The organism is Pseudonocardia sp. ICBG601 (assembly GCF_020496245.1).
Window position 1 is genome coordinate 373,689 of record NZ_JAHLJA010000152.1, and the last position, 18,583, is coordinate 392,271.

An 18,583-nucleotide genomic window follows, 5' to 3' on the forward strand; every position below is an offset into this window, starting at 1 on the left:
GCCTAACGATCGCGTCCGCGTCGCCGCCGACCGGCTCAGCCCTTCTCGACGCGGCGCTTGAGGCCCTTCAGCGCGGCGTCGATGATCACTTTCTCCGCCTTGCGACGGAGCATCCCGATCATCGGGAAGTTGACCTCGACGCTGAGCTCGTAGGTGACGGTGGTGCCGCCGGCGTCGCCGACCAGCCGGTACGCGCCGTCCTGGGCGCGCTGGATGCCGCCCTTGACCAGCGTCCAGGACACCGAGCGGTCGTCGGCGGCCCAGTCGTAGTCGAGGGTGTAGGTGTCCTTGATGGCCCCGGCGTCCATCGCGAAGCGGACCTGGCGGGCGCGGCCGTCGGCACCGGCGTCGAGGATCTCGACGCTGGTGATCTGGTCGGTCCACTCGGGGTAGGACGCGAAGTCCGCGATCACCGCCATGACCCGCTCCGGCGGGGCGTCGATGTGGATCGAGGACGAGGTCGCGTCGGCCATGGCGGGAGGCTATCCGGTGGTCAGAACCGGAGCACGTAGGGCGTGCCGTGCGCGCGGAAGTGTCCGGCGTTGACGCACTCGGTGCGGCCGATCCGGGCACGGCGGTGCAGCGGCTGGTGCACGTGCCCGAACAGGGCGTGCGACGGCTGCTCGGCCCGGATCCGCGCGGCCAGCGGGGCGCTGGCGATCTCGGCGCGACGGGTGACGACGTCGTAGGTTAGGCCCGGGTGCGCCGGCGGGACGTGGGTGCACAGCACGTCGGCCGGGCCGAGCGCGTCCAGGCGCGCGGTCCACTCCTCGTGGGTCACGAAGTGCGGCCGCCAGGGACCGGTGCGGCGCGGGTCGATCCCGGGCGGCAGCGGCACCCCGCCGAGGAAGCCGAACCGGCGACCGCCGATCTCGACCACCCGTCCGTCGGCGCGGGTGACGCCGTCGGTGTCGGGCCAGGCGTCGGGGACGTCGACGTTGCCCGGGATCGCCCAGACCGGCACCCCGAGCCCGCCCAGCACCCCGAAGACCTCGGCGTACTGCGCGGCGACGGCCTCGGCGACGGCGGCGCCCGGGTCGGCGAACCGGGCCCAGGAGCGCTCCAGCAGGCCCAGCATCTGCGCGCGCGGCGCCCCGATCCGGCGCATCCGGCCGAACTCCGCGGCCACCTCGGGCCCGAGCAGCCGGGAGATGATCCCGTTGGTCGGGTCGCGGTAGTCGATGAACTCCAGCAGGTCGCCGAGCACGAGCACCCCGTCGGCGCCCTCGGCGGCGCGGGCGAGCGGGACGGTGGCGCCGTGGACGTCGGTGACGACGTGCAGCCGCACGCTCAGGCCGTCCGGTCCGGCCGGAACGCCGACGGCGCGACGCCCGCCGGGCGCCCGCCCTCCAGGCGTCGCTTGAGCGCGAAGGCGTGCGCCTTGAACGCGCGGTGCCGCCGGTCGGACTCCGCGCGCAGCCACCGGCGGCGCCGCAGCCGGCCACCGGGCGGCGGGCCGTCCGGGTCCGCGCGCAGGAAGAAGTGCAGGACGGTGCCGTCGCCCTCCGGCTCGCACCAGACCTCCATGGTCCCGACGAGCGCGCCGGTCACGGTCCAGCGCAGCCCGGCCGGTCCGCGGTCGTGCGCGACCTCGGGGCGCAGGTCGGGCCAGTACGACGGCCACCGGGCCGGGTCGGCGAACTCCGCCGCGACCCGCTCGCGGGGCACGGCCAGGAAGGTCTCGTCGATCACGTCGATCGCGGGCACCCGGTCAGCGTGCCACCCCGTGCGACGGCGCCGGTCACGGGTACCGTCGCGGCCCGGACCGGACCGGCGGCACCACCGACCGATCCGTTATGTCCGATTCGATGTACGTGGACCCTACTCTCCGGTAGGTTCTGCTCCGAGGTGTCGCCGCAGCCGTCGCGGCGACCGTGTTCAGCCTGTCGAGGCCGCCAGGAGGTCGATCCCCGTGCGTGAGTACAGCGTTCCCGCCGCGGTGTCCGTGGGAGACGAGGAATCGCTCTCGGACGCCGTGTTCGACAACGCCGCGCAGCACCCGTCGGACGTGCTCTACCGCCGCAAGGGCGCGGACGGGAGCTGGTCGGAGGTGACCGCGGCCGAGTTCGGCGAGCAGGTCACCCGGATCGCCGCCGGGCTGGTCGCCGCGGGCGTGCAGGCCGGGGACCGGGTCGCGCTGCTGTCGCGGACCCGGTACGAGTGGACCCTGTTCGACTACGCGATCCTCGCCGCGGGCGGGGTCACCGTGCCGATCTACGAGACGTCGTCGCCGGACCAGATCTCCTGGATCGTGTCCGACTCCGGCGCCGTCGGGATCGTCGTGGAGACCGCCGAGCACGCCGCGTCGGTGGAGAAGGTCCGCGGGGACCTGCCCGAGCTGCGCACCGTCTGGCAGATCGAGCCGGCCGCGTCGGCCCCGGACGCCCCCTCGGCGGTCGAGCAGCTGCGCGGCCTCGGCGCGGACACCCCCGACGACGTGGTGCACGAGCGCCGCGGCGGGGTGCGCGCCGACGACCTGTGCACCCTGATCTACACCTCGGGCACCACCGGCCGCCCCAAGGGCTGCGAGCTGACCCACCGCAACCTGATCGCCGAGATCCGCACGATCGCCGCGACGATCCCGCACCTGTTCGAGGCCGGGGACTCGGTGCTGCTGTTCCTGCCGCTCGCGCACGTGTTCGGCAAGGCCATCCAGTGCGGCTGCCTGTCCACCCGCACGATCGTCGGCCACTCCCCCGACGTGAAGACCCTGCTGCCCGACCTGGCGGACTTCCGGCCGACCTTCCTGCTCGCGGTGCCGCGGGTGTTCGAGAAGGTCTACAACGGCGCGCGGCTCAAGGCGCACAACGACGGCAAGGGCAAGATCTTCGACGCGGCCGCCGACACCGCGATCGCCTACTCCGAGGCGCTCGACGCGGGCGGGCCCGGCCTGCTGCTCAAGGCCCGGCACGCGCTGTTCGACAAGCTCGTCTACGGCAAGCTGCGCGCCGCCGTCGGCGGCCGGGTCAAGGCCGCGGTGTCCGGCTCGGCGCCGCTCGGGGGCCGGCTCGGGCACTTCTTCCGCGGCATCGGGCTGCCCGTGCTGGAGGGCTACGGCCTGACCGAGACCTCCGCGGGCATCACCCTGAACACCGTCGACGGCCAGCGCGTCGGCTCGGTGGGGCGCCCGGTCCCCGGCTGCGCGGTCCGGATCGCCTCCGACGGCGAGATCATGCTGCGCGGCGACATCGTCTTCCGCGGCTACTGGAAGAACGAGGAGGCCTCGAAGGAGGCCCTGGAGTCCGACGGCTGGTTCCACTCCGGCGACATCGGCGAGCTCGACGACGCCGGCTTCCTCACCATCACCGGCCGCAAGAAGGAGATCATCGTCACCGCCGGCGGCAAGAACGTCGCCCCGGCCGTGCTCGAGGACCGGCTGCGGGCGCACCCGCTGGTCGGGCAGTGCATCGTGATCGGCGACCAGAAGCCGTTCATCTCCGCGCTGGTCACCATCGACCCGGACGCCCTGCCGGGCTGGCGCGAGCGCAACGGCAAGCCCGCGGGCGACGGCAGCTCGGCCGCCGACCTCGTCGACGACCCGGAGCTGCGCGGCGAGATCGCGGCCGCGGTCGAGGACGCCAACCAGGCCGTCTCGCGGGCCGAGCAGATCCGCAAGTTCACGATCCTGCCGCACGACTTCAGCGAGGCCGGCGGCGAGCTGACGCCGACGATGAAGGTCAAGCGCAAGGTCGTCGTGGAGTCCTACTCCGGCGAGATCGAGGCGCTCTACGCGGGCACCACCGCCGACAAGGGCTGACCCCCGCCGTCGACGACGGGTCGTGCGCTCAGCGCGGCCCGTCGTCGCCGGTCAGGAAGCCGTGCAGGCGCGCCGCCGACGACGGCCCGCCCCAGATCCGCCGGACGCGGGCCCGCCCGGCGCGGCCCATCGCCGTCGCCCGGGCGGGGTCGACGAGCAGGTCCGCGACCCGGTCGGCGACGGCGGCGACGTCGCGTCCCGGCACGACGTGGCCGGTCACGCCCTCCTCGACGGTCTCCGGCGCCCCGCCGGAGTCCCCCGCGACGACGGGCAGTCCCGACGCCGCGGCCTCCAGCAGCGCGATCCCCAGCCCCTCGACGTCGAGCCCGCCCAGGTGGGTGCGGCACGGCAGGGCGAACACGTCCCCGGCGGCGTGGTGCGCGGCGAGCTCGGCGGCCGGGACCCCGCCGGTGAGCACCACGGCGTCGGTCACCCCGGCGCGTGCCGCCAGTGTGCGCAGCCGGTCCCGGTAGGGCCCGCCGCCGACGAGCAGCAGCCTGGCGCCCGGCACCCGGCGGCGGATCCGCGGCAGCGCCGCGACCAGCACGTCTTGGCCCTTGCGCGGCACCAGCCGGGACACGCACGTCACGACCGGTGCGTCGCCGAGCCGGTACCGGGCCCGGACCGCGGCGCGGGCGGCCGGGTCGGGTGCGAAGCGGACGGTGTCCACCGGGGGCGGCAGGACCTCCAGCGCCGCGTCCGGGCCGAGCGCGCCGGCGAGCCGGCCGCGGGTCCAGCGCGAGACCGTGGTGACGACGTCGGCGTCCCGGCCGATCCGGTGCAGCGCCCGGCGCGCGCCGGGCAGCATCGACCAGCCGACCTCGTGGCCGTGCGTGGTGGCGACGACCCGCTCCACCCCGGCCCGGCGGCGCAGGTACGGGCCGAGCAGCCCCAGCGGCGCGGCCGCGCCGAACCAGACGGTCCCGGCGTCGTGCTCGCGGGCCAGCTCCGCGGCGCGCCGGGCGACCTCGGGGACCGGCAGCATCAGCGACGACCGGTGCCGGTGCACCGGGAACGGCAGCGTGGCGTCGTGGTCGGCGGCGCCGCGCCAGGCGGGCGCGTGGACCGCGAGCGAGTCCGGCGGGAGCGCGCGGGCGAGGTCGGACAGGTAGGACTGGATGCCGCCGGGCCGGGGCGGGAAGTCGTTGGTCACCAGCAGCGTGCGCGCCACGGTCGGCGACGCTAGTCCCCGGCGGGGCGCCGGCCCCCGGTGGTCACCGGCGGGCCGGGCGGCGGGGGTCGGGACGGCGGCTCCGCACGCGCGCTGCGCGTCGGGGATGCGGGCCGCCGTCCGACACTCCGGGGAGCGGACGAGTTCCGCGTCCTCACCGTTGCGTGACCGGAACGGTCGCCCGCCGGGGTGGCACTGCTCCGTACGAGTGGTGGTGGTCGCTCGACGGCACAGCTGGTGAGGATGTCGTGCTGTTCAGGTGAACGAGCGCGGCGGCCCGCGGTGACGGCCCCGGCCCGGATTTTCTCCGGCGCGGCCATTCTGTCGGACCCCTCCCCTAGCGTCCGCGGTGCTCGACCACCTCGGGTCCGACGAAGGAGGAGCCATGATCGTCGACTGCGATCGCTGCGAGGTCCGCGGTGCCGCGTGCGGTGCCTGCGTCATCGGGGTGCTGCTGGAGGTCCCGGAGGACGACCGGCCGATCCCCTACCTTCCCGTCGACCTGCCGGCCGGCACGGTGGCCACGACCGTCGCCCCGGTGGAGTTCGCCGAGCCGGAGCGCCGGGCGCTGCAGGTGCTGGCCGAGGGCGGCCTCATCCCGCACCTGCGCCTGGTCGAGCCGGGCGCACCGGCGCCCGGCCGGGCCGGACGTACGGCGCTGCCGATGCCGGTGGTCCCGCCGGCCGGGCACGGGCCCCGGCACCGTGACGTGGGGTGAGCGCTCAGCCGCCGAGGCGGCGCAGCAGCACCGCGGACGCCACGGTGTGCGCGCCCCGGCGGCGCACCGAGCGCACGATCTCCTGGTCCGACGTCGCGACCAGCAGCGGCCGGCCCGCCGGCTCGGCGGCGACGAGGTCGCGGACGACGTCGTCGGCGATCACCCCGGCGTCGCTGAACAGCACCCGCACCCCGCGGCTGCCGCGCACCGGCGCGGCGATCACGGCGGCACCGTCGAACACCACGGTGATCTCGGCCCCCGTGCGGGCACCCAGCGCGCCGAGCTGGGCCACCAGCCGGGAGCGCTGGTCGGCCAGCGGCAGGTCCGGGTAGCCGGTCTTGCTGACGTTGTAGCCGTCGACGATGAGGTGCACCGACGGCACGGTCAGCAGCGCATCCAGCGCGGCCAGCCCGTCGACGGGGGCCGCGACGCGCGCGCCGGTCCCGCGGTCGCCCGTGCCCGCGACGAGGTCCGCCGGCCGCGGTCCGCCCGCGCCGACGTCGAGCTCGCGGCGCAGGCCCGAGATCGCGCCGCTGACGGTGTCGAGCAGCAGCTCCAGGCGCACCTCGTCGCCGCGACGGGCCTCGCGGGCGGCCTGGCGGGCGGCGGCGACCTGACCGGCCGCGGCGTCGGCCCGGCGGCGTTCCCGGTCGGCGCGCTCGCGCTCGGCGGCGGTCTCGGCGCGGGAGCGGGCGAGCTCCTCGTCGACGCCGCCGCGCAGCCGCGCGACCTCCTCCTCCAGCTCGGTGCGGGCGTCGAGTGCGGCACGCAGCCGGGCGCCCTGGTCGCTGACCCGGCGGCGCATCTGCTGGTACTCGGTCTCCCGCTCCCCGACGAGCGCCCGTGCGCGTTCCCGTTCCTCGACCAGCTCGGCCCGGGCCCGTTCGAGCTCGGCGGTGAGCTTGTCGGCCTTGGCCAGGGCCTCGTCGCGCTCGGCGCGCAGGTTCGCCAGGTCCGCGGTCTGCCCCACCTCGGCGACCCGCCGGTGCGCGAGCGGATCGGCGGTGAGCAGCGCGACCGCGGCCGCGTCGAGCTTGTCGACCGGTGCGGGCAGCGGATCCGCGACGGACCCGGCCTCCGCGGCGGGGATCGTCCCGTCCACCGGTGATCCGGCCGCGCGCTGCGCCGCGGGACGGCCGGACGGGCCGGTCCCCTCCGCGGCTCCGGTGTCCCCGGTGGGTGCACCGGGTCCGCCCGGGGGCACGGGCGGGTCGCCGGCGGGTCCTGCCGAGGAGGGCTCGGGCAGCTCCAGCTCACCGGGCCGGTTCTCGGCCCACCAGGCCACCACGGCCGCCCGGAACGCCGCGTCCTGCTGCAGCCGGGCCACCAGCACCTGCCCGCCGAGACGGGCCCGCTTGGCGGGGGTGAACCGGGCGAAGCGGCGCAGCGGGGTGGGGACGTCCCCGGCCGGCAGCCCGCCCAGCGCGGTACCCGCGATCTCGGCGAGCCGGGCCCGCAGCGGGGCGGGCAGCTCCGGCCAGTCGCCCGCGGCCGGGTCGGCGGCGCACGACGAGGCCCCGGAGCACGTGGGCTCCGGTCGCTCCGTGTCGTCGTGCGCCATCGGTCCAGGTTATCCCCGCCCGACCCGGATCGCCGTCGGCGTGGCCGTCCGCACCCGGGACGTCCCCGATCGGTGTCGGCGCCCCGCTCCCCCGGTCCCGGGCCGGGTGTTCGAACATACTGTCGGACCCCACGGCTACGGTGCGGGGCGTGACCTCCTGCTCCCCGCAGCTCACCTTCGACGAGCTGGGCACGCCGCTGCGCGACGTCACCTTCTGCGTGGTGGACCTGGAGACCACCGGCGGCAGCCACCGGACCGACGCCATCACCGAGGTCGGCGCCGTCGCGGTGCGCGGCGGCAGCCGGATCTCCGAGCTCGGCACCCTCGTCGACCCGGGCGTGCGGGTCCCGGCCGACATCACACGGCTGACCGGCATCACGAACGCGATGCTGCACGACGCGCCACCGCTGGGCGCGGTCCTGCCCTCGGTGCTCGACATGCTCCGCGGCTCGGTGCTGGTGGCGCACAACGCCCCGTTCGACACGGGGTTCCTCAAGGCCGCCTGCGAGCGCCTCGAGCGCCCCTGGCCCGGCCCGCCGGTCCTGTGCACCGCCCGGCTCGCCCGGGCCGTGCTCCCGCACGCCGAGTGCCCCAGCGTGAAGCTGGGCACGCTGGCCCGGCACTTCGGCTGTGCCACCACCCCGGACCACCGGGCACTGACCGACGCCCGGGCGACCGTCGAGGTGCTGCACCACCTGCTGGAGCGGATCGGGAACCTGGGCGTGCAGAGCCTGGAGGAGCTGCTGCAGCTCGTCCGTGACCGGGCGCCGCACCGGCCCACCACCACCCAGCGCCGCCGCAGGCACCTGGCTAACGACGTGCCCTCCGAGCCCGGGGTGTACCTGTTCCGCGGCGGCGACGGCCAGGTGCTCTACGTCGGCACCAGCGGCGACCTGCACCGGCGGGTGCGGTCGTACTTCACGGCCGGGGAGAAGCGCCGACGGGTCCGCGACATGCTCGCCCGCGCCGAGAAGGTCGACACGGTGGTCTGCGCGCACGCCCTGGAGGCCTCGGTGCGCGAGCTGGCGCTCATCGCCGCGCACCGCCCGCCGTACAACCGGCGCTCCCGCAACCCCGGCCGGGCCTACTGGGTGGTGCCGACGGCGGAGGCGTTCCCGCGGCTGTCGGTCGTCGCCACCCCGCGGGCGGGTGCCCTGGGCCCGTTCGGGTCGCAGCGGGCCGCGACCGACGTGCTCGACGCGGCACTGGATGCGCTGCCGCTGCGCCGGTGCACGATCCGCATCCCGGCCCGGAACCCGTCGGCGACGCCGTGCGCGCTGCACGAGCTGGGCCGCTGCGCCGCCCCGTGCGCCGGGCTGCAGCCCGCCGAGGACTACGCGCCCGCCGTGCACGCCTGGGGCGACCTCGTCGCGGGGCGGGACGACGGCCCGCTGCGGGTGCTGGCCGCCGAGGTCGACGACCGGTCCGCCGGCGGGCGCTACGAGGCGGCCGCACGGGCCCGGGACCGGCTGGCCACGCTGGCCGCCGGGGTCGACCGGGGCGGAACCCTGGCCGCGCTCGCGGGGATCGACGAGCTGGTCGGTGCCCGGCCCGACGGGCGGGGCGGCTGGGAGCTCGCCGTCCTGCGCCACGGACGGCTCGCCGCCGCGGGCAACGCCCCGCGCGGGGTGCGGCCGATGCCGGTCGTCGAGGCGCTGCGGACCGGAGCGCAGACGGTCCTGCCCGGCGACGGGCCGCTGCGTGGGGCCCCGTCGGAGGAGGTCCGGATCCTGCACCGCTGGCTCACCACCGGCGGGACCCGGCTGGTGTACTGCAACCCGCCGTGGGCGGAGCCGGCACGGGGCGGGGGTGCCTGGCGGGAGTGGGCCGACCGGGCCCGGGAGGCGTCGCACCGCACCGGGGACCGCTCCCCCGACGAGCCCGCCGGGGTCTGAGAACGTACGACGGCGGCCCCGCCGGAGACCGTGTCTCCGGCGGGGCCGCCGTGGAGTGCTTCCGGGCCGGGGCCCGGGCCGTGCTCAGTCGCGCGGCTGCTGCGGACGACCACCGTCGTCCGGGCGGCCCGCGAGCTCACCGCTGCGAGACTCGAGCTCCGCCCGCGCCTCGTGACGCCGGCGGGACTCCTCGAGCTCCCGCTCGTGGGCCTCGTGGCGGGCCACGGCCAGCGCACGGGACTCCTCGGCCGGGTCCGGCGTGAGCAGCGAACCGGAGACCGGCTCACCCGCCAGGCCGAGCTGGTTCATCCGCTTGGGCACCGAGGCGCCCTGGTACTCCAGCGGGATGGCGTGACCGTGCGAGTCGACGCCGCCCAGCGGCTGGTGCACCTCGATGAACTCACCGTGCGGCAGCCGCTTGATGATGCCCGTCTCGATGCCGTGCTCCAGCACCGCGCGGTCCGACCGCTGCAGACCGATGCACCAGCGGTAGGCCACCCAGTACACGATCGGCGGCACGACGAGCAGACCGATGCGGCCGGCCCACGTGGTCGCGTTCAGCGAGATGTGGAAGAAGTACGAGATCCAGTCGTTGAACCCGCACATCACGAGCCACAGGTAGAACGAGATCGCCATGGCGCCGAGCGCGGTCCGGACCGGGACGTCGCGCGGACGCTGCAGCAGGTTGTGCAGCGCGTCGTCCCCGGTGAAGCGCCGTTCGATGGCCGGGTAGGCCCCGGCGAGCACGAACAGCACCGGCAGGAAGCCCGCGGTGGGGATGAACGCCGCCGGGATCGTGTACGTCCCGAACAGATAGAACTCCCACGGCGGGAAGATCCGGCCCATGCCCTCCGACCACAGCATGTAGAAGTCCGGCTGCGACCCGGCGGAGATGTGCGAGGCGTCGTACGGCCCGAGGTGCCAGATGGGGTTCATCTGGAACAGGCCCGAGATCAGCGTCAGCACACCGGCGACGACGAAGAAGAACGCGCCGCCCTTCGCCGCGAACTGCGGCATGATCCGCACGCCGACGACGTTGTTCTCGGTCCGGCCGGGGCCGGGGAACTGGGTGTGCTTCTGGTACCAGACCAGGCCGAGGTGCACGGCGATCAGCGCGAGGATGATGCCGGGCAGGATCAGCACGTGGATGATGTAGAGCCGCGGGATGATCTCGGTCCCGGGGAACTCGCCGCCGAACAGCGCCCAGTGCACCCAGGTGCCCATGATCGGCACGGTCAGCGTGATGCCCGAGGCGATCCGCAGCCCGACGCCCGAGAGCAGGTCGTCCGGCAGGGAGTAGCCGGTGAAGCCGGCGAAGGTGCCCAGCAGGATCAAGACGACGCCGATGGTCCAGTTGGCCTCACGCGGCTTGCGGAACGCGCCGGTGAAGAACACCCGGAACATGTGGATGATCATCGCCGCGACGAAGAGCAGCGCCGCCCAGTGGTGCAGCTGACGCATGAACAGGCCGCCGCGGACCTCGAGCGAGATCTCCAGCGCGGACTCGTAGGCCCGCGACATGTGGACGCCGCGCAGCGGGTCGTACGGCCCGTTGTAGACGACCTCCTGCATGGAGGGGTCGAAGAACAGCGCCAGGTAGGTGCCCGACAGCAGCACGATGATGAAGCTGTACAGGGCGATCTCGCCCAGCATGAACGACCAGTGGGTCGGGAAGACCTTGTTGAACTGCTTCCGGAGCCCCGCCGCCGCGTGGTAACGCTGGTCCGCCTGGTCGAGTGCCGCGCCGCCCTTGGCCGCGAGGCCACCCGAGGAGGTGGTGGGTGTCGTGATCGAACTCATGTCGTCTTCGGCCTCTCCCAGAACGCGGGTCCGACGGGCTCCACGAAGTCGCTGCGGGCGACGAAGTAGCCCTCCTCGTTCACCGTGATCGGCAGCTGCGGCAACGGCCGGGCGGCCGGCCCGAAGACGGGCTCGGCGTCCTGCGTGGCCAGGAACTGCGACTGGTGGCACGGGCAGAGAATGCGGTTGTCCTGCGCCTGGAACAGCGAGGTCGGGCACCCGAGGTGGGTACAGACCTTCGACCAGGCGTAGAAGTCACCGTAGTTGAAGTTCTCCTGACCGGGGCGTTTGGTGACCTCGGTCCCGGGGCGGAGACGGATGAGCATGACCGGCGCGTCCGAGGCGCGCTGCGCGTGCAGCAGCTCTTCCTCGTTGCCCCGCTCGCTCTCGCGGTACGGGAAGACGGTCATCATCGCACCCGGCTCCATGTCCTCGGGTCGCACTCGGGCGATCTCGGAGAGGATACCCGTGTCGGTGCGCAGGTACACCGTCTCGCCGTTCTCCGGACGCCAGCCGGTGTGCCACAGCGGGGAGTCGTCGCCCTCGGCCCACGGGTTCCGGATGATGCCGCCGAGCGCGACGACACCGGTGCCGATACCGGCCACCGCCGCGGCCAGACCGGCGCTGCGGATGATCAGCTTGCGACGCCCGATCGTGGTGCCCTTGCCGGCGTCGGCGACCTGGGCCAGGAAGGTGGCGCGGTCGACGTCGGTGGACGGGCCGTCGTGGCGCTGCTGGACCGAGGTCTCCTCCGGGAACAGCTTCTTCACCATCTGGATGACCGCGATGCCGATGGAGAGCACCGAGAACCCGAAGGTGAAGCCGATGACCGGGGTGTAGAGGTTGTAGAGCGCGTGGCCGGGCTCGCCGACGTTGACGTACTCCCACGGCCACGCGATGAACGCGACCACGAAGGCGATCATGGAGATCGCCGAGATGACGAACCACAGCGCGACCGAACGCTCGGCGCGCTTCTCCGCGCGGGTCCCCGGGATCGGGAACGCCGGCGTGTTGTGCACGACCTCGACCTCGTCGAGCTCGCCGGCCAGACGGGCCAGCTGCTCGGGCGACATCGCGTCGAGCTCCTCCTTGGTCGGACGACGGTCCGACCCGGTGCTGACTTCGCTGCTCAACTCTTCGCCCCCAACCAGATGGCGAACCCGACCAGACCGGACATCACGACGGCGAAGATGAAGACACCCTCGGCCGTCGGACCGAGACCCAGCAGCGAGTAGCCGCCCGGGTCGTTGGCGTGGTTCACCGACTTGATGTACGCGATGATGTCCTGCTTCTCCTGCGGCGTGAGCTGCTGGTCGGAGAAGCGCGGCATGTTCTGCGGACCGGTCTGCATCGCGGTGTAGATCTGCTCCTCGCTGGCCGGCTCGAGCGCGGGAGCGTACTTGCCGGACGACAGCGCGCCGCCGACACCGGTGAAGTTGTGGCACGAGGCGCAGTTCAGGCGGTACAGCACGCCGCCGCGGCCCGGGTCGTCGCCGCGCAGGGCCTCGCCGGTCGCGGCCGGGGTGACCGGCCCGCCGCCGTTGGCCTGCACGAACGCGCCCAGCGCCTCGAGGTTCGCCCGGCCCTCCTGGGTCTCCGGGTCGAAGATCGGCAGCGGGTGCTTGCGGGCCGCCTGGGCCTCCTGGCGCGCCATCGGCATACGGCCCGAGGACACCTGGAAGTAGACCGCCGCGTCACCGACGCCGATGAGGCTCGGGCCGCGGTCCTGGACGCCCTGCAGGTTCGCACCGTGGCAGGTGATGCAGGTGTTGTTGTAGAGCTGCTCGCCCTTGGCGATCAGCGCGGTGTCCTGCTGCGCCTGGGCGACCTGCGGCTGCGGCGCGAAGGCGGCGTAGAGGAAACCGACGGACAGCAGGCCCAGCCCGATGGCGAGGGCGCCGGCGATGCGGCGCTTCATCTTGCCGTGCGGACGGGTGCGGCCCCCGGCCTTCTCGTCCGGCCGTGCGGCCGGTGGTGGGTTCTGGTTCTCGGTCATCGCTGGGGGTCTTCCAACCTCGACGTCGTGGCGGGTGCTGTCAGGGAACGGGCGGCGCGATCGGTCAGCGGATGAAGTAGATCGTGGCGAACAGCCCGATCCACACCACGTCGACGAAGTGCCAGTAATACGACACCACGATCGCCGCGGTGGCCTGGGCGGGCGTGAACTTGCTGAGCTTCGTGCGGATGATCAGGTACACGAACGCGACCAGGCCGCCGACCACGTGCAGCCCGTGGAAGCCGGTCGCCAGGTAGAAGACCGACCCGTAGGCGCTCGACGCGATCGTCGTCTCGTGCGAGGTGACCAGGGTGTAGTACTCGAAGGCCTGGCCGAGCACGAAGAACGTCCCCATCGCCAGCGTCAGGGCGTACCAGCGACGCAGGCCGAACACGTCACCACGCTCGGCGGCGAACACGCCGAACTGGCAGGTGAACGAGGACGCCACGAGCACGATCGTGATCGCGAGCGCGTAGGGGACGTCGAGCTCGGTGGGCGGCGGCGGCCAGGGGCCGTCGTTCTGCGCCCGCGCGGTGAAGTACATCGCGAACAGCCCGGCGAAGAACATCAGCTCGCTGGAGAGCCAGACGATGGTGCCGATGCTGACCAGGTTGGGGCGGTTCAGCGAATGGATCCGCGCGCTGATGTTGGGTGCCGCTGTCGTCACGTCGGGCATTATGACCCGAGCCGAACTTCTACGGCTTGTCGGGATACCCCTCGCCACATCACGATCGGCGAACGGACCCCATGATCACCGAACTCTTCGCCTGGTCGGGGCGACCGAACGGCCGCCGGACGGCCCCGTCCCGGACCGCCGACACGACAACGTTCGGGGGCGACGGAGGGTTCCCCTAGTATCCCCGGCGTGAGCGGACGAGCGGCAGAGATCGGCAGCGCGGCCGGATCGGTGACGGGGACCAGCACGGTGCTGGTCTACAGCCACCGTCCCGAGGTCCGCGAGAGCATCATCGAGGCGGTCGGGCGGCGGCCCGCGCCGGACGTGGGCCGGGTGCGCTGGGTGGAGGCGGCCGGCATCGCCGAGGTCCTCGCGGCCTGCGACGCCGGCGAGGCCGACCTGCTGGTCCTCGACGGCGAGGCGCAACCGACCGGCGGGATGGGCGTGGCCAAGCAGCTGCGTCACGAGATCGTCGACTGCCCCCCGATCGTGCTGACCGTCCGCCGCCGGGACGACCGCTGGCTCGCCACCTGGTCGGAGGCGGACGCCGTGCTCGTGCACCCGCTCGACCCGATCGAGGCGGCCGAGGTCGTCGCGCAGGTCCTGCGCGACCACCGGCCCGGCACCCTGACCCAGCAGCAGTAGCGAGACAGAGGACACCTCACGTCGTGAGCGCACCCACCTGGCCCTCCGTGATCGGCCGCCTGATGCGCGGCGAGGACGTCACCGCCGACGAGGCGACCTGGGCGATGGGTCAGGTCTTCGCCGGCGAGGCGACCCCGGCGCAGCTCGCCGGGTTCCTCGTGGCGCTGCGCGCGAAGGGCGAGACGCCCGCGGAGATCTCGGGCATGGCCGACGCGATGCTCGCCCACGCGCTGCGGGTGCACGTGCCCGGCCGCTCGGTCGACGTCGTCGGCACCGGCGGGGACCAGGCGCACACGGTGAACATCTCCACGATGGCGGCGATCGTCGTCGCCGCGGCGGGTGCGCCGGTGGTCAAGCACGGCGGGCGCGCGGCGTCGTCGCAGTGCGGGACGGCCGACGTGCTGGAGGAGCTGGGTGTCGCGATCGAGCTGACCCCGTCCGCGGTCGAGCGGTGCGCCGCGGAGCTGGGGATCGCGTTCTGCTTCGCCCAGTCCTTCCACCCCGCCATGCGCTACGCCGGCGGGGTCCGTCGCGAGCTCGGCGTCCCGACCGCGATGAACCTGCTCGGGCCGCTGTCCAACCCGGCCCAGCCGGAGACCGGCCTGATCGGCTGCGCCGACCCCCGGCACGCCGCGACGATGGCCGAGGTCTTCGCCCGGCGCGGCAAGTCGGTACTGGTGGTGCGCGGCGACGACGGGCTCGACGAGCTGACCACCACCGGGCGCAGCACCGTCTGGATCAGCGACGGCGGCGCCGTCCGCGAGGAGCGGCTCGACCCGGCCGACCTCGGAGTCGGCGTGGCCACCGCCGAGGACCTGCGCGGCGGCACCCGGCAGGTCAACGCCGCCGTCGTCCGCGACCTGGTGGCCGGCAAGACCGGTCCGGTGCGCGACGCCGTGCTCCTCAACGCCGCCGGGGCGCTCGCCGCGCACCGCGGGGTCGGCCCGGACCTCACCGCGTCGGTCGGGGCGGCGCTCGACGCCGTCGCCGAGGCGGTGGACTCCGGTGCGGCCGCGGACCTGCTGACCCGCTGGGCCGCGCTCTCGACCGAGCTCGCGTCGGCCTGACCCGCGGGGCCGGGCTCAGTCGAGCCCGATGGCGAACGCGGCGTCGGTGTCGGCCCTGGAGTAGGACCGGAACGCGATGTGGGTGTCGGTCCCGACGACGCCGTCGATCTTGCTGAGCCTGCTGGCGATCACGTCGGCGAGTTGCTCGTGCTCGCGCACCTTGACGATCGCGATCAGGTCCACGTCACCGGCGCAGGAGTAGACCTCCGACACGCCGTCGAGGTCCGCGATGGCCTGCGCGGTCTCGGGGATCCGGTCGGCGGCGGTGTGCACCAGGACGATCGCGGTGATCACGGTGGGGCTCCCCCTCGGGTCAGGGCGTGGCGGACACCGATGAGGCTAGTGGGGGCATCCCCTGTGGCGCAGGCCGCATCCGGTTGCTACTGTGATCGTCATGCGCACCGTCGAGCACACCCTTGCTCCGGCCGCAGCGCTGCCCGCACGACTTCTCGCGGTAGTAGCACTGCGCGTCGGCTGATCCAGGCCGCCGACGCGCCCGCGCCGCAATCCCGGCGCTTCCCTCCCGCACACCGCGGTGAGGACCTACGAGACCTGGCTCGCGTTCCCGCTTCTCTCTCGCGCAACGCATGGAGCCACATCATCATGAGCATCACCGCCGACCGTCCCACCACCACCTTCTCCTTCCCCACCGGTTCCGGTGGCGCCGCGGACATCGCGTCCCGGATGCCCCGCCGGCACACCGTCGTCACCGGCGACGGGATGGCCGGGGTCATGCAGATCGCCTCGGCGCTGCAGAGCTGCGGCCGCACGCTGCGCGAGTTCTGCGTCGACGTCCGTGAGGGCGTCGCCTACAGCTCGGTCACCTGCACCATGTCGATGACCCCCGACGAGGCCGACGACTTCTCCCGCGGCATGGGCGCGATGTCCTGCGTCATGGCGGTCGACCCGTACTGAGCCGCACGGCGGTCGACCTGCACTGAGCCGCACGGCGGTCGTACGGCAGCCACGCGACGCGGCCCCGCTACGACCGTGAGCTGCGGCTGCGGGCCGCGTCGAGCATCTCCGCCCGGTCGGCGATCTTGACCCGGTCGGTGCCGCCGCGCCGCTCCCCCAGTGCGAGCTCGGCGGCGTCGAGACGCAGCCAGTCCTCCCACAGCACGGGGTCGACGCCGTAGGAGCGCATCCGCTCCACGACGGCGTCGCCACCCGGCCGCGGCGGCGTCGCCAGGGCCGGCAGGTCAGCCAGCACCGACTCCGCGGTCTGCGCGCCGTCGCCCTTGTTGGTGCCGATCACCCCGGTCGGGCCCCGCTTGATCCACCCGGCCACGTAGCTGCCGCGCACCGGCTCCCCGCCGAGCAGCACCCGTCCGGCCTCGTGCGGGACGGTGCCGGTGGCCGCGTCGAACGGCAGGCCCTCGATGGGCTCGCCCGCGTAGCCGATGGCCCGCACGACCAGGCCCGCCTCCAGGGTCTCCCGCTCCCCCGTGCCGCGCACGCGGCCGTCGTCGCCGAGGGCGTTGCGTTCGATCTCGACGGCGCCGACCCGGCCGGTGCCGTCGTCGACGAGCCGGACCGGGGACCGCAGGAACCGCAGGTGGATCCGCCGGGGCGCGCCGGTGGAGGACCGGCCGGCCCACTCGGTGAGCATCTCGATGTTCTGGCGCATCCGGCGTTCCTCCGGCTCGGCGACGCCCGCGGCGAGCAGGCCGTCGTCGTGCACCACGACGTCGACGTCGTCGAGGCCGCCGAGACCGCGCAGCTCGGCGGGGGTGAACTTCACGTGCAGCGGGTCGCGCCGGACCAGCACGTGCACGTCGGTGACCGCGCTCGCCCGCAGCGCGTCGAGCACCGCGTCGTGCGCGTCGGTGGCGGCGAGGTCGTCGGCGGGGCGGGCCAGGACCCGCGCGACGTCGACGGCGACGTTCCCCGCGCCGACCACGACCACGCCGGGGCGGTCGAGCAGCGGGCCGGGACCGACCGCGTCGGGGTGCCCGCAGTACCAGGACACGAACGCGCCGGACCCGACCGAGCCCGCGAGGTCCTCCCCCGGGACGCCGAGGTCGCGGTCGACCGCGCTGCCCGTCGCGTGCACGACGGCGTGGTAGTGCTCCCGCAGCGCCTCCCCCGGGATGCCGCCGGGGCCGACGTGGACGTTGCCGAGGAACCGGACGCGGTCGCTGTCGTCGAAGGTCTTCACCAGGGCCCGGATGACCGACTTCATCTTCACGTGGTCGGGGGCGACGCCGTAGCGGACCAGACCGTAGGGCGCGGGCAGCCGGTCGATCACGTCGACGTGCACCGACGGGTCACCCGCCAGCAGCGCCTCGGCCGTGTACAGGCCGGACGGTCCGGACCCGATGACGGCGATCCGGTGGGGGCGTGGGGCGGGGACCTGCGGGGTCGACACGTGCGCACCTCCGAGCCGGGGACGGTGACGACGCTAACAGCGATGACCCGTCCGGGCGATCATCGGCGCAGCGCGGTGCCGACGGCGCGCACCGCGGTCCGCCCGTCGGGCAGCAGCAGCTCCGTGCCCAGGGTGCGGAAGCGGCGGCCGTCGCGGATCGCGACGGTGCGGGCCCGCAGCCGGTCGGTGACCTGCACCGGGCGCAGGAACTCCACCGTCGTCGACAGCGGCCGGGCGTCCGCGGCGCCGGGGTGCGCGGACTGGGCCGCGGCGGCGAGCCCGGACAGGACCGCGCCGTGGGTGGTGCCGTTGAGGTTCGTCGTCGACGGGCCGGGGGTGAACACGACGTCGCCGTCGGCGTCGCGCTCGAGGTGCTCCGGCCGCAGCCGGGTGGCGTCGAACGGCGGCAGCGCGGCCCGGACGTCGGTGCCGGCGGCGGTGGTGGTCCCCGTCGCGGGCGCGGTCGCGAGCCCGCCGGGGCCCGCGGGGGCACCGGTCAGCGCGAAGGTGGCGACGACGTGCGCGACGGCGACCCCGGTGTCGTCGCGCATCTCGGCCCGGCCGACGCCGACCTCGTCGTCGAGGTGCAGCAGCGTCAGCTCGGCGCGCAGCCACCGCGCGTCCGGTGCGGGCACCCCGGCCACGTCCAGGCGCAGGTCGACGGTGGGCGCGCCGGCGGTGAGCCGCGCGGTGGAGAACACGAGGTAGCCGAGGCCCGCGTCGGCCAGCAGCGCCGGGAGGACCGGGAGGACCCGGCCGTCGGCGGTGCGGACACCGTCGTGCAGCGGGGCGCGCACCACCACGCGCTCCGGCGTCGACGACGGGTCGGGGGCCATCCCGAGACCGGACTCGACCGGCGCGCGCCGCAGCCGCTCCCGGGTGCCCGGTCCGGGCCTGGTCGGCTGCGGCTGCATCGTGCCGGTCATGAT

At 74.4% G+C, this 18,583-nt stretch carries 18 protein-coding genes; 6 read left to right on the forward strand and 12 right to left on the reverse strand.

Annotation, left to right across the window (positions count from 1 at the left end; genetic code table 11):
* Window positions 1-35 precede the first annotated feature (35 nt).
* The 3 genes from KPL57_RS52115 to KPL57_RS52125 are packed head-to-tail and all read right to left on the reverse strand — an operon-like array spanning window position 36 to window position 1,707.
* Entirely contained in the window at window positions 36-473 is a 438-nt protein-coding gene (locus KPL57_RS52115) for an SRPBCC family protein (RefSeq protein WP_020623841.1), read from the reverse strand.
* Between the two features lie 20 nt (window positions 474-493).
* Window positions 494-1,288 (reverse strand): metallophosphoesterase, encoded by a 795-nt coding sequence (locus KPL57_RS52120; protein ID WP_226357820.1) that lies wholly within the window; start codon window positions 1,286-1,288, stop codon window positions 494-496.
* Window positions 1,289-1,290: 2 nt separating this feature from the next.
* Window positions 1,291-1,707, reverse strand: a complete 417-nt coding sequence (locus KPL57_RS52125; protein WP_062396088.1) for a hypothetical protein — start codon at window positions 1,705-1,707, stop codon at window positions 1,291-1,293.
* Window positions 1,708-1,912: 205 nt separating this feature from the next.
* Between KPL57_RS52125 and KPL57_RS52130 the strand changes: the two genes are divergently transcribed.
* Window positions 1,913-3,757: a long-chain fatty acid--CoA ligase gene (locus KPL57_RS52130; RefSeq protein ID WP_226357821.1), complete on the forward strand. Its 1,845-nt coding sequence runs from the start codon at window positions 1,913-1,915 to the stop codon at window positions 3,755-3,757.
* Window positions 3,758-3,785: 28 nt separating this feature from the next.
* Here the strand turns inward: KPL57_RS52130 and KPL57_RS52135 are convergent, their stop codons facing one another.
* Entirely contained in the window at window positions 3,786-4,928 is a 1,143-nt protein-coding gene (locus KPL57_RS52135; protein WP_226357822.1) for a glycosyltransferase family 4 protein, read from the reverse strand.
* Window positions 4,929-5,313: 385 nt separating this feature from the next.
* Between KPL57_RS52135 and KPL57_RS52140 the strand changes: the two genes are divergently transcribed.
* The gene (locus tag KPL57_RS52140) at window positions 5,314-5,646 is read left to right on the forward strand and encodes a hypothetical protein (RefSeq protein ID WP_226357823.1); all 333 of its coding nucleotides are present in this window, start codon (window positions 5,314-5,316) and stop codon (window positions 5,644-5,646) included.
* 4 nt (window positions 5,647-5,650) lie between these two features.
* Here KPL57_RS52140 and KPL57_RS52145 read toward each other — a convergent pair whose 3' ends face one another.
* Window positions 5,651-7,207, reverse strand: coding sequence for an NYN domain-containing protein (locus tag KPL57_RS52145; RefSeq protein WP_226357824.1), 1,557 nt, complete (start codon window positions 7,205-7,207; stop codon window positions 5,651-5,653).
* Between the two features lie 149 nt (window positions 7,208-7,356).
* On the opposite strand from KPL57_RS52145, the gene KPL57_RS52150 reads away from it, so the two are divergent.
* A complete protein-coding gene (locus KPL57_RS52150; RefSeq protein WP_226357825.1) occupies window positions 7,357-9,102 on the forward strand; it encodes a DEDD exonuclease domain-containing protein in 1,746 nt (581 codons plus the stop codon).
* 84 nt (window positions 9,103-9,186) lie between these two features.
* Here the strand turns inward: KPL57_RS52150 and KPL57_RS52155 are convergent, their stop codons facing one another.
* The 4 genes from KPL57_RS52155 to KPL57_RS52170 form a co-directional block, all read right to left on the reverse strand.
* Window positions 9,187-10,902, reverse strand: a complete 1,716-nt coding sequence (locus KPL57_RS52155; protein WP_226357826.1) for a ubiquinol-cytochrome c reductase cytochrome b subunit — start codon at window positions 10,900-10,902, stop codon at window positions 9,187-9,189.
* Window positions 10,899-12,035, reverse strand: coding sequence for a ubiquinol-cytochrome c reductase iron-sulfur subunit (locus tag KPL57_RS52160; protein ID WP_226357827.1), 1,137 nt, complete (start codon window positions 12,033-12,035; stop codon window positions 10,899-10,901). The genes KPL57_RS52155 and KPL57_RS52160 overlap by 4 nt, the downstream gene beginning before the upstream one ends.
* Window positions 12,032-12,898, reverse strand: a complete 867-nt coding sequence (locus KPL57_RS52165; RefSeq protein ID WP_374203908.1) for a c-type cytochrome — start codon at window positions 12,896-12,898, stop codon at window positions 12,032-12,034. The genes KPL57_RS52160 and KPL57_RS52165 overlap by 4 nt, the downstream gene beginning before the upstream one ends.
* 64 nt (window positions 12,899-12,962) lie before the next feature.
* Window positions 12,963-13,574 carry a heme-copper oxidase subunit III gene (locus KPL57_RS52170; protein WP_062396094.1) on the reverse strand — a complete coding sequence of 204 codons (612 nt, stop codon included), beginning with the start codon at window positions 13,572-13,574 and terminating at the stop codon, window positions 12,963-12,965.
* Window positions 13,575-13,823: 249 nt separating this feature from the next.
* On the opposite strand from KPL57_RS52170, the gene KPL57_RS52175 reads away from it, so the two are divergent.
* Both KPL57_RS52175 and trpD read left to right on the forward strand, forming a co-directional pair.
* Window positions 13,824-14,219, forward strand: a complete 396-nt coding sequence (locus KPL57_RS52175) for a response regulator (RefSeq protein ID WP_020625131.1) — start codon at window positions 13,824-13,826, stop codon at window positions 14,217-14,219.
* A 23-nt stretch (window positions 14,220-14,242) separates the two neighbouring features.
* Window positions 14,243-15,286: an anthranilate phosphoribosyltransferase gene (trpD, locus tag KPL57_RS52180; protein ID WP_226357829.1), complete on the forward strand. Its 1,044-nt coding sequence runs from the start codon at window positions 14,243-14,245 to the stop codon at window positions 15,284-15,286.
* Window positions 15,287-15,301: 15 nt separating this feature from the next.
* Here the strand turns inward: trpD and KPL57_RS52185 are convergent, their stop codons facing one another.
* Entirely contained in the window at window positions 15,302-15,580 is a 279-nt protein-coding gene (locus KPL57_RS52185; protein WP_226357830.1) for an Lrp/AsnC family transcriptional regulator, read from the reverse strand.
* Window positions 15,581-15,889: 309 nt separating this feature from the next.
* Between KPL57_RS52185 and KPL57_RS52190 the strand changes: the two genes are divergently transcribed.
* Window positions 15,890-16,201 carry a hypothetical protein gene (locus KPL57_RS52190; protein ID WP_062396096.1) on the forward strand — a complete coding sequence of 104 codons (312 nt, stop codon included), beginning with the start codon at window positions 15,890-15,892 and terminating at the stop codon, window positions 16,199-16,201.
* 67 nt (window positions 16,202-16,268) lie between these two features.
* Here KPL57_RS52190 and KPL57_RS52195 read toward each other — a convergent pair whose 3' ends face one another.
* Window positions 16,269-17,654 carry an FAD-dependent oxidoreductase gene (locus tag KPL57_RS52195; RefSeq protein ID WP_226357831.1) on the reverse strand — a complete coding sequence of 462 codons (1,386 nt, stop codon included), beginning with the start codon at window positions 17,652-17,654 and terminating at the stop codon, window positions 16,269-16,271.
* Window positions 17,655-17,713: 59 nt separating this feature from the next.
* On the reverse strand, window positions 17,714-18,580 hold the full coding sequence (locus KPL57_RS52200) for a PaaI family thioesterase (RefSeq protein ID WP_226357832.1): 867 nt from the start codon (window positions 18,578-18,580) through the stop codon (window positions 17,714-17,716).
* Window positions 18,581-18,583: the final 3 nt, after the last annotated feature.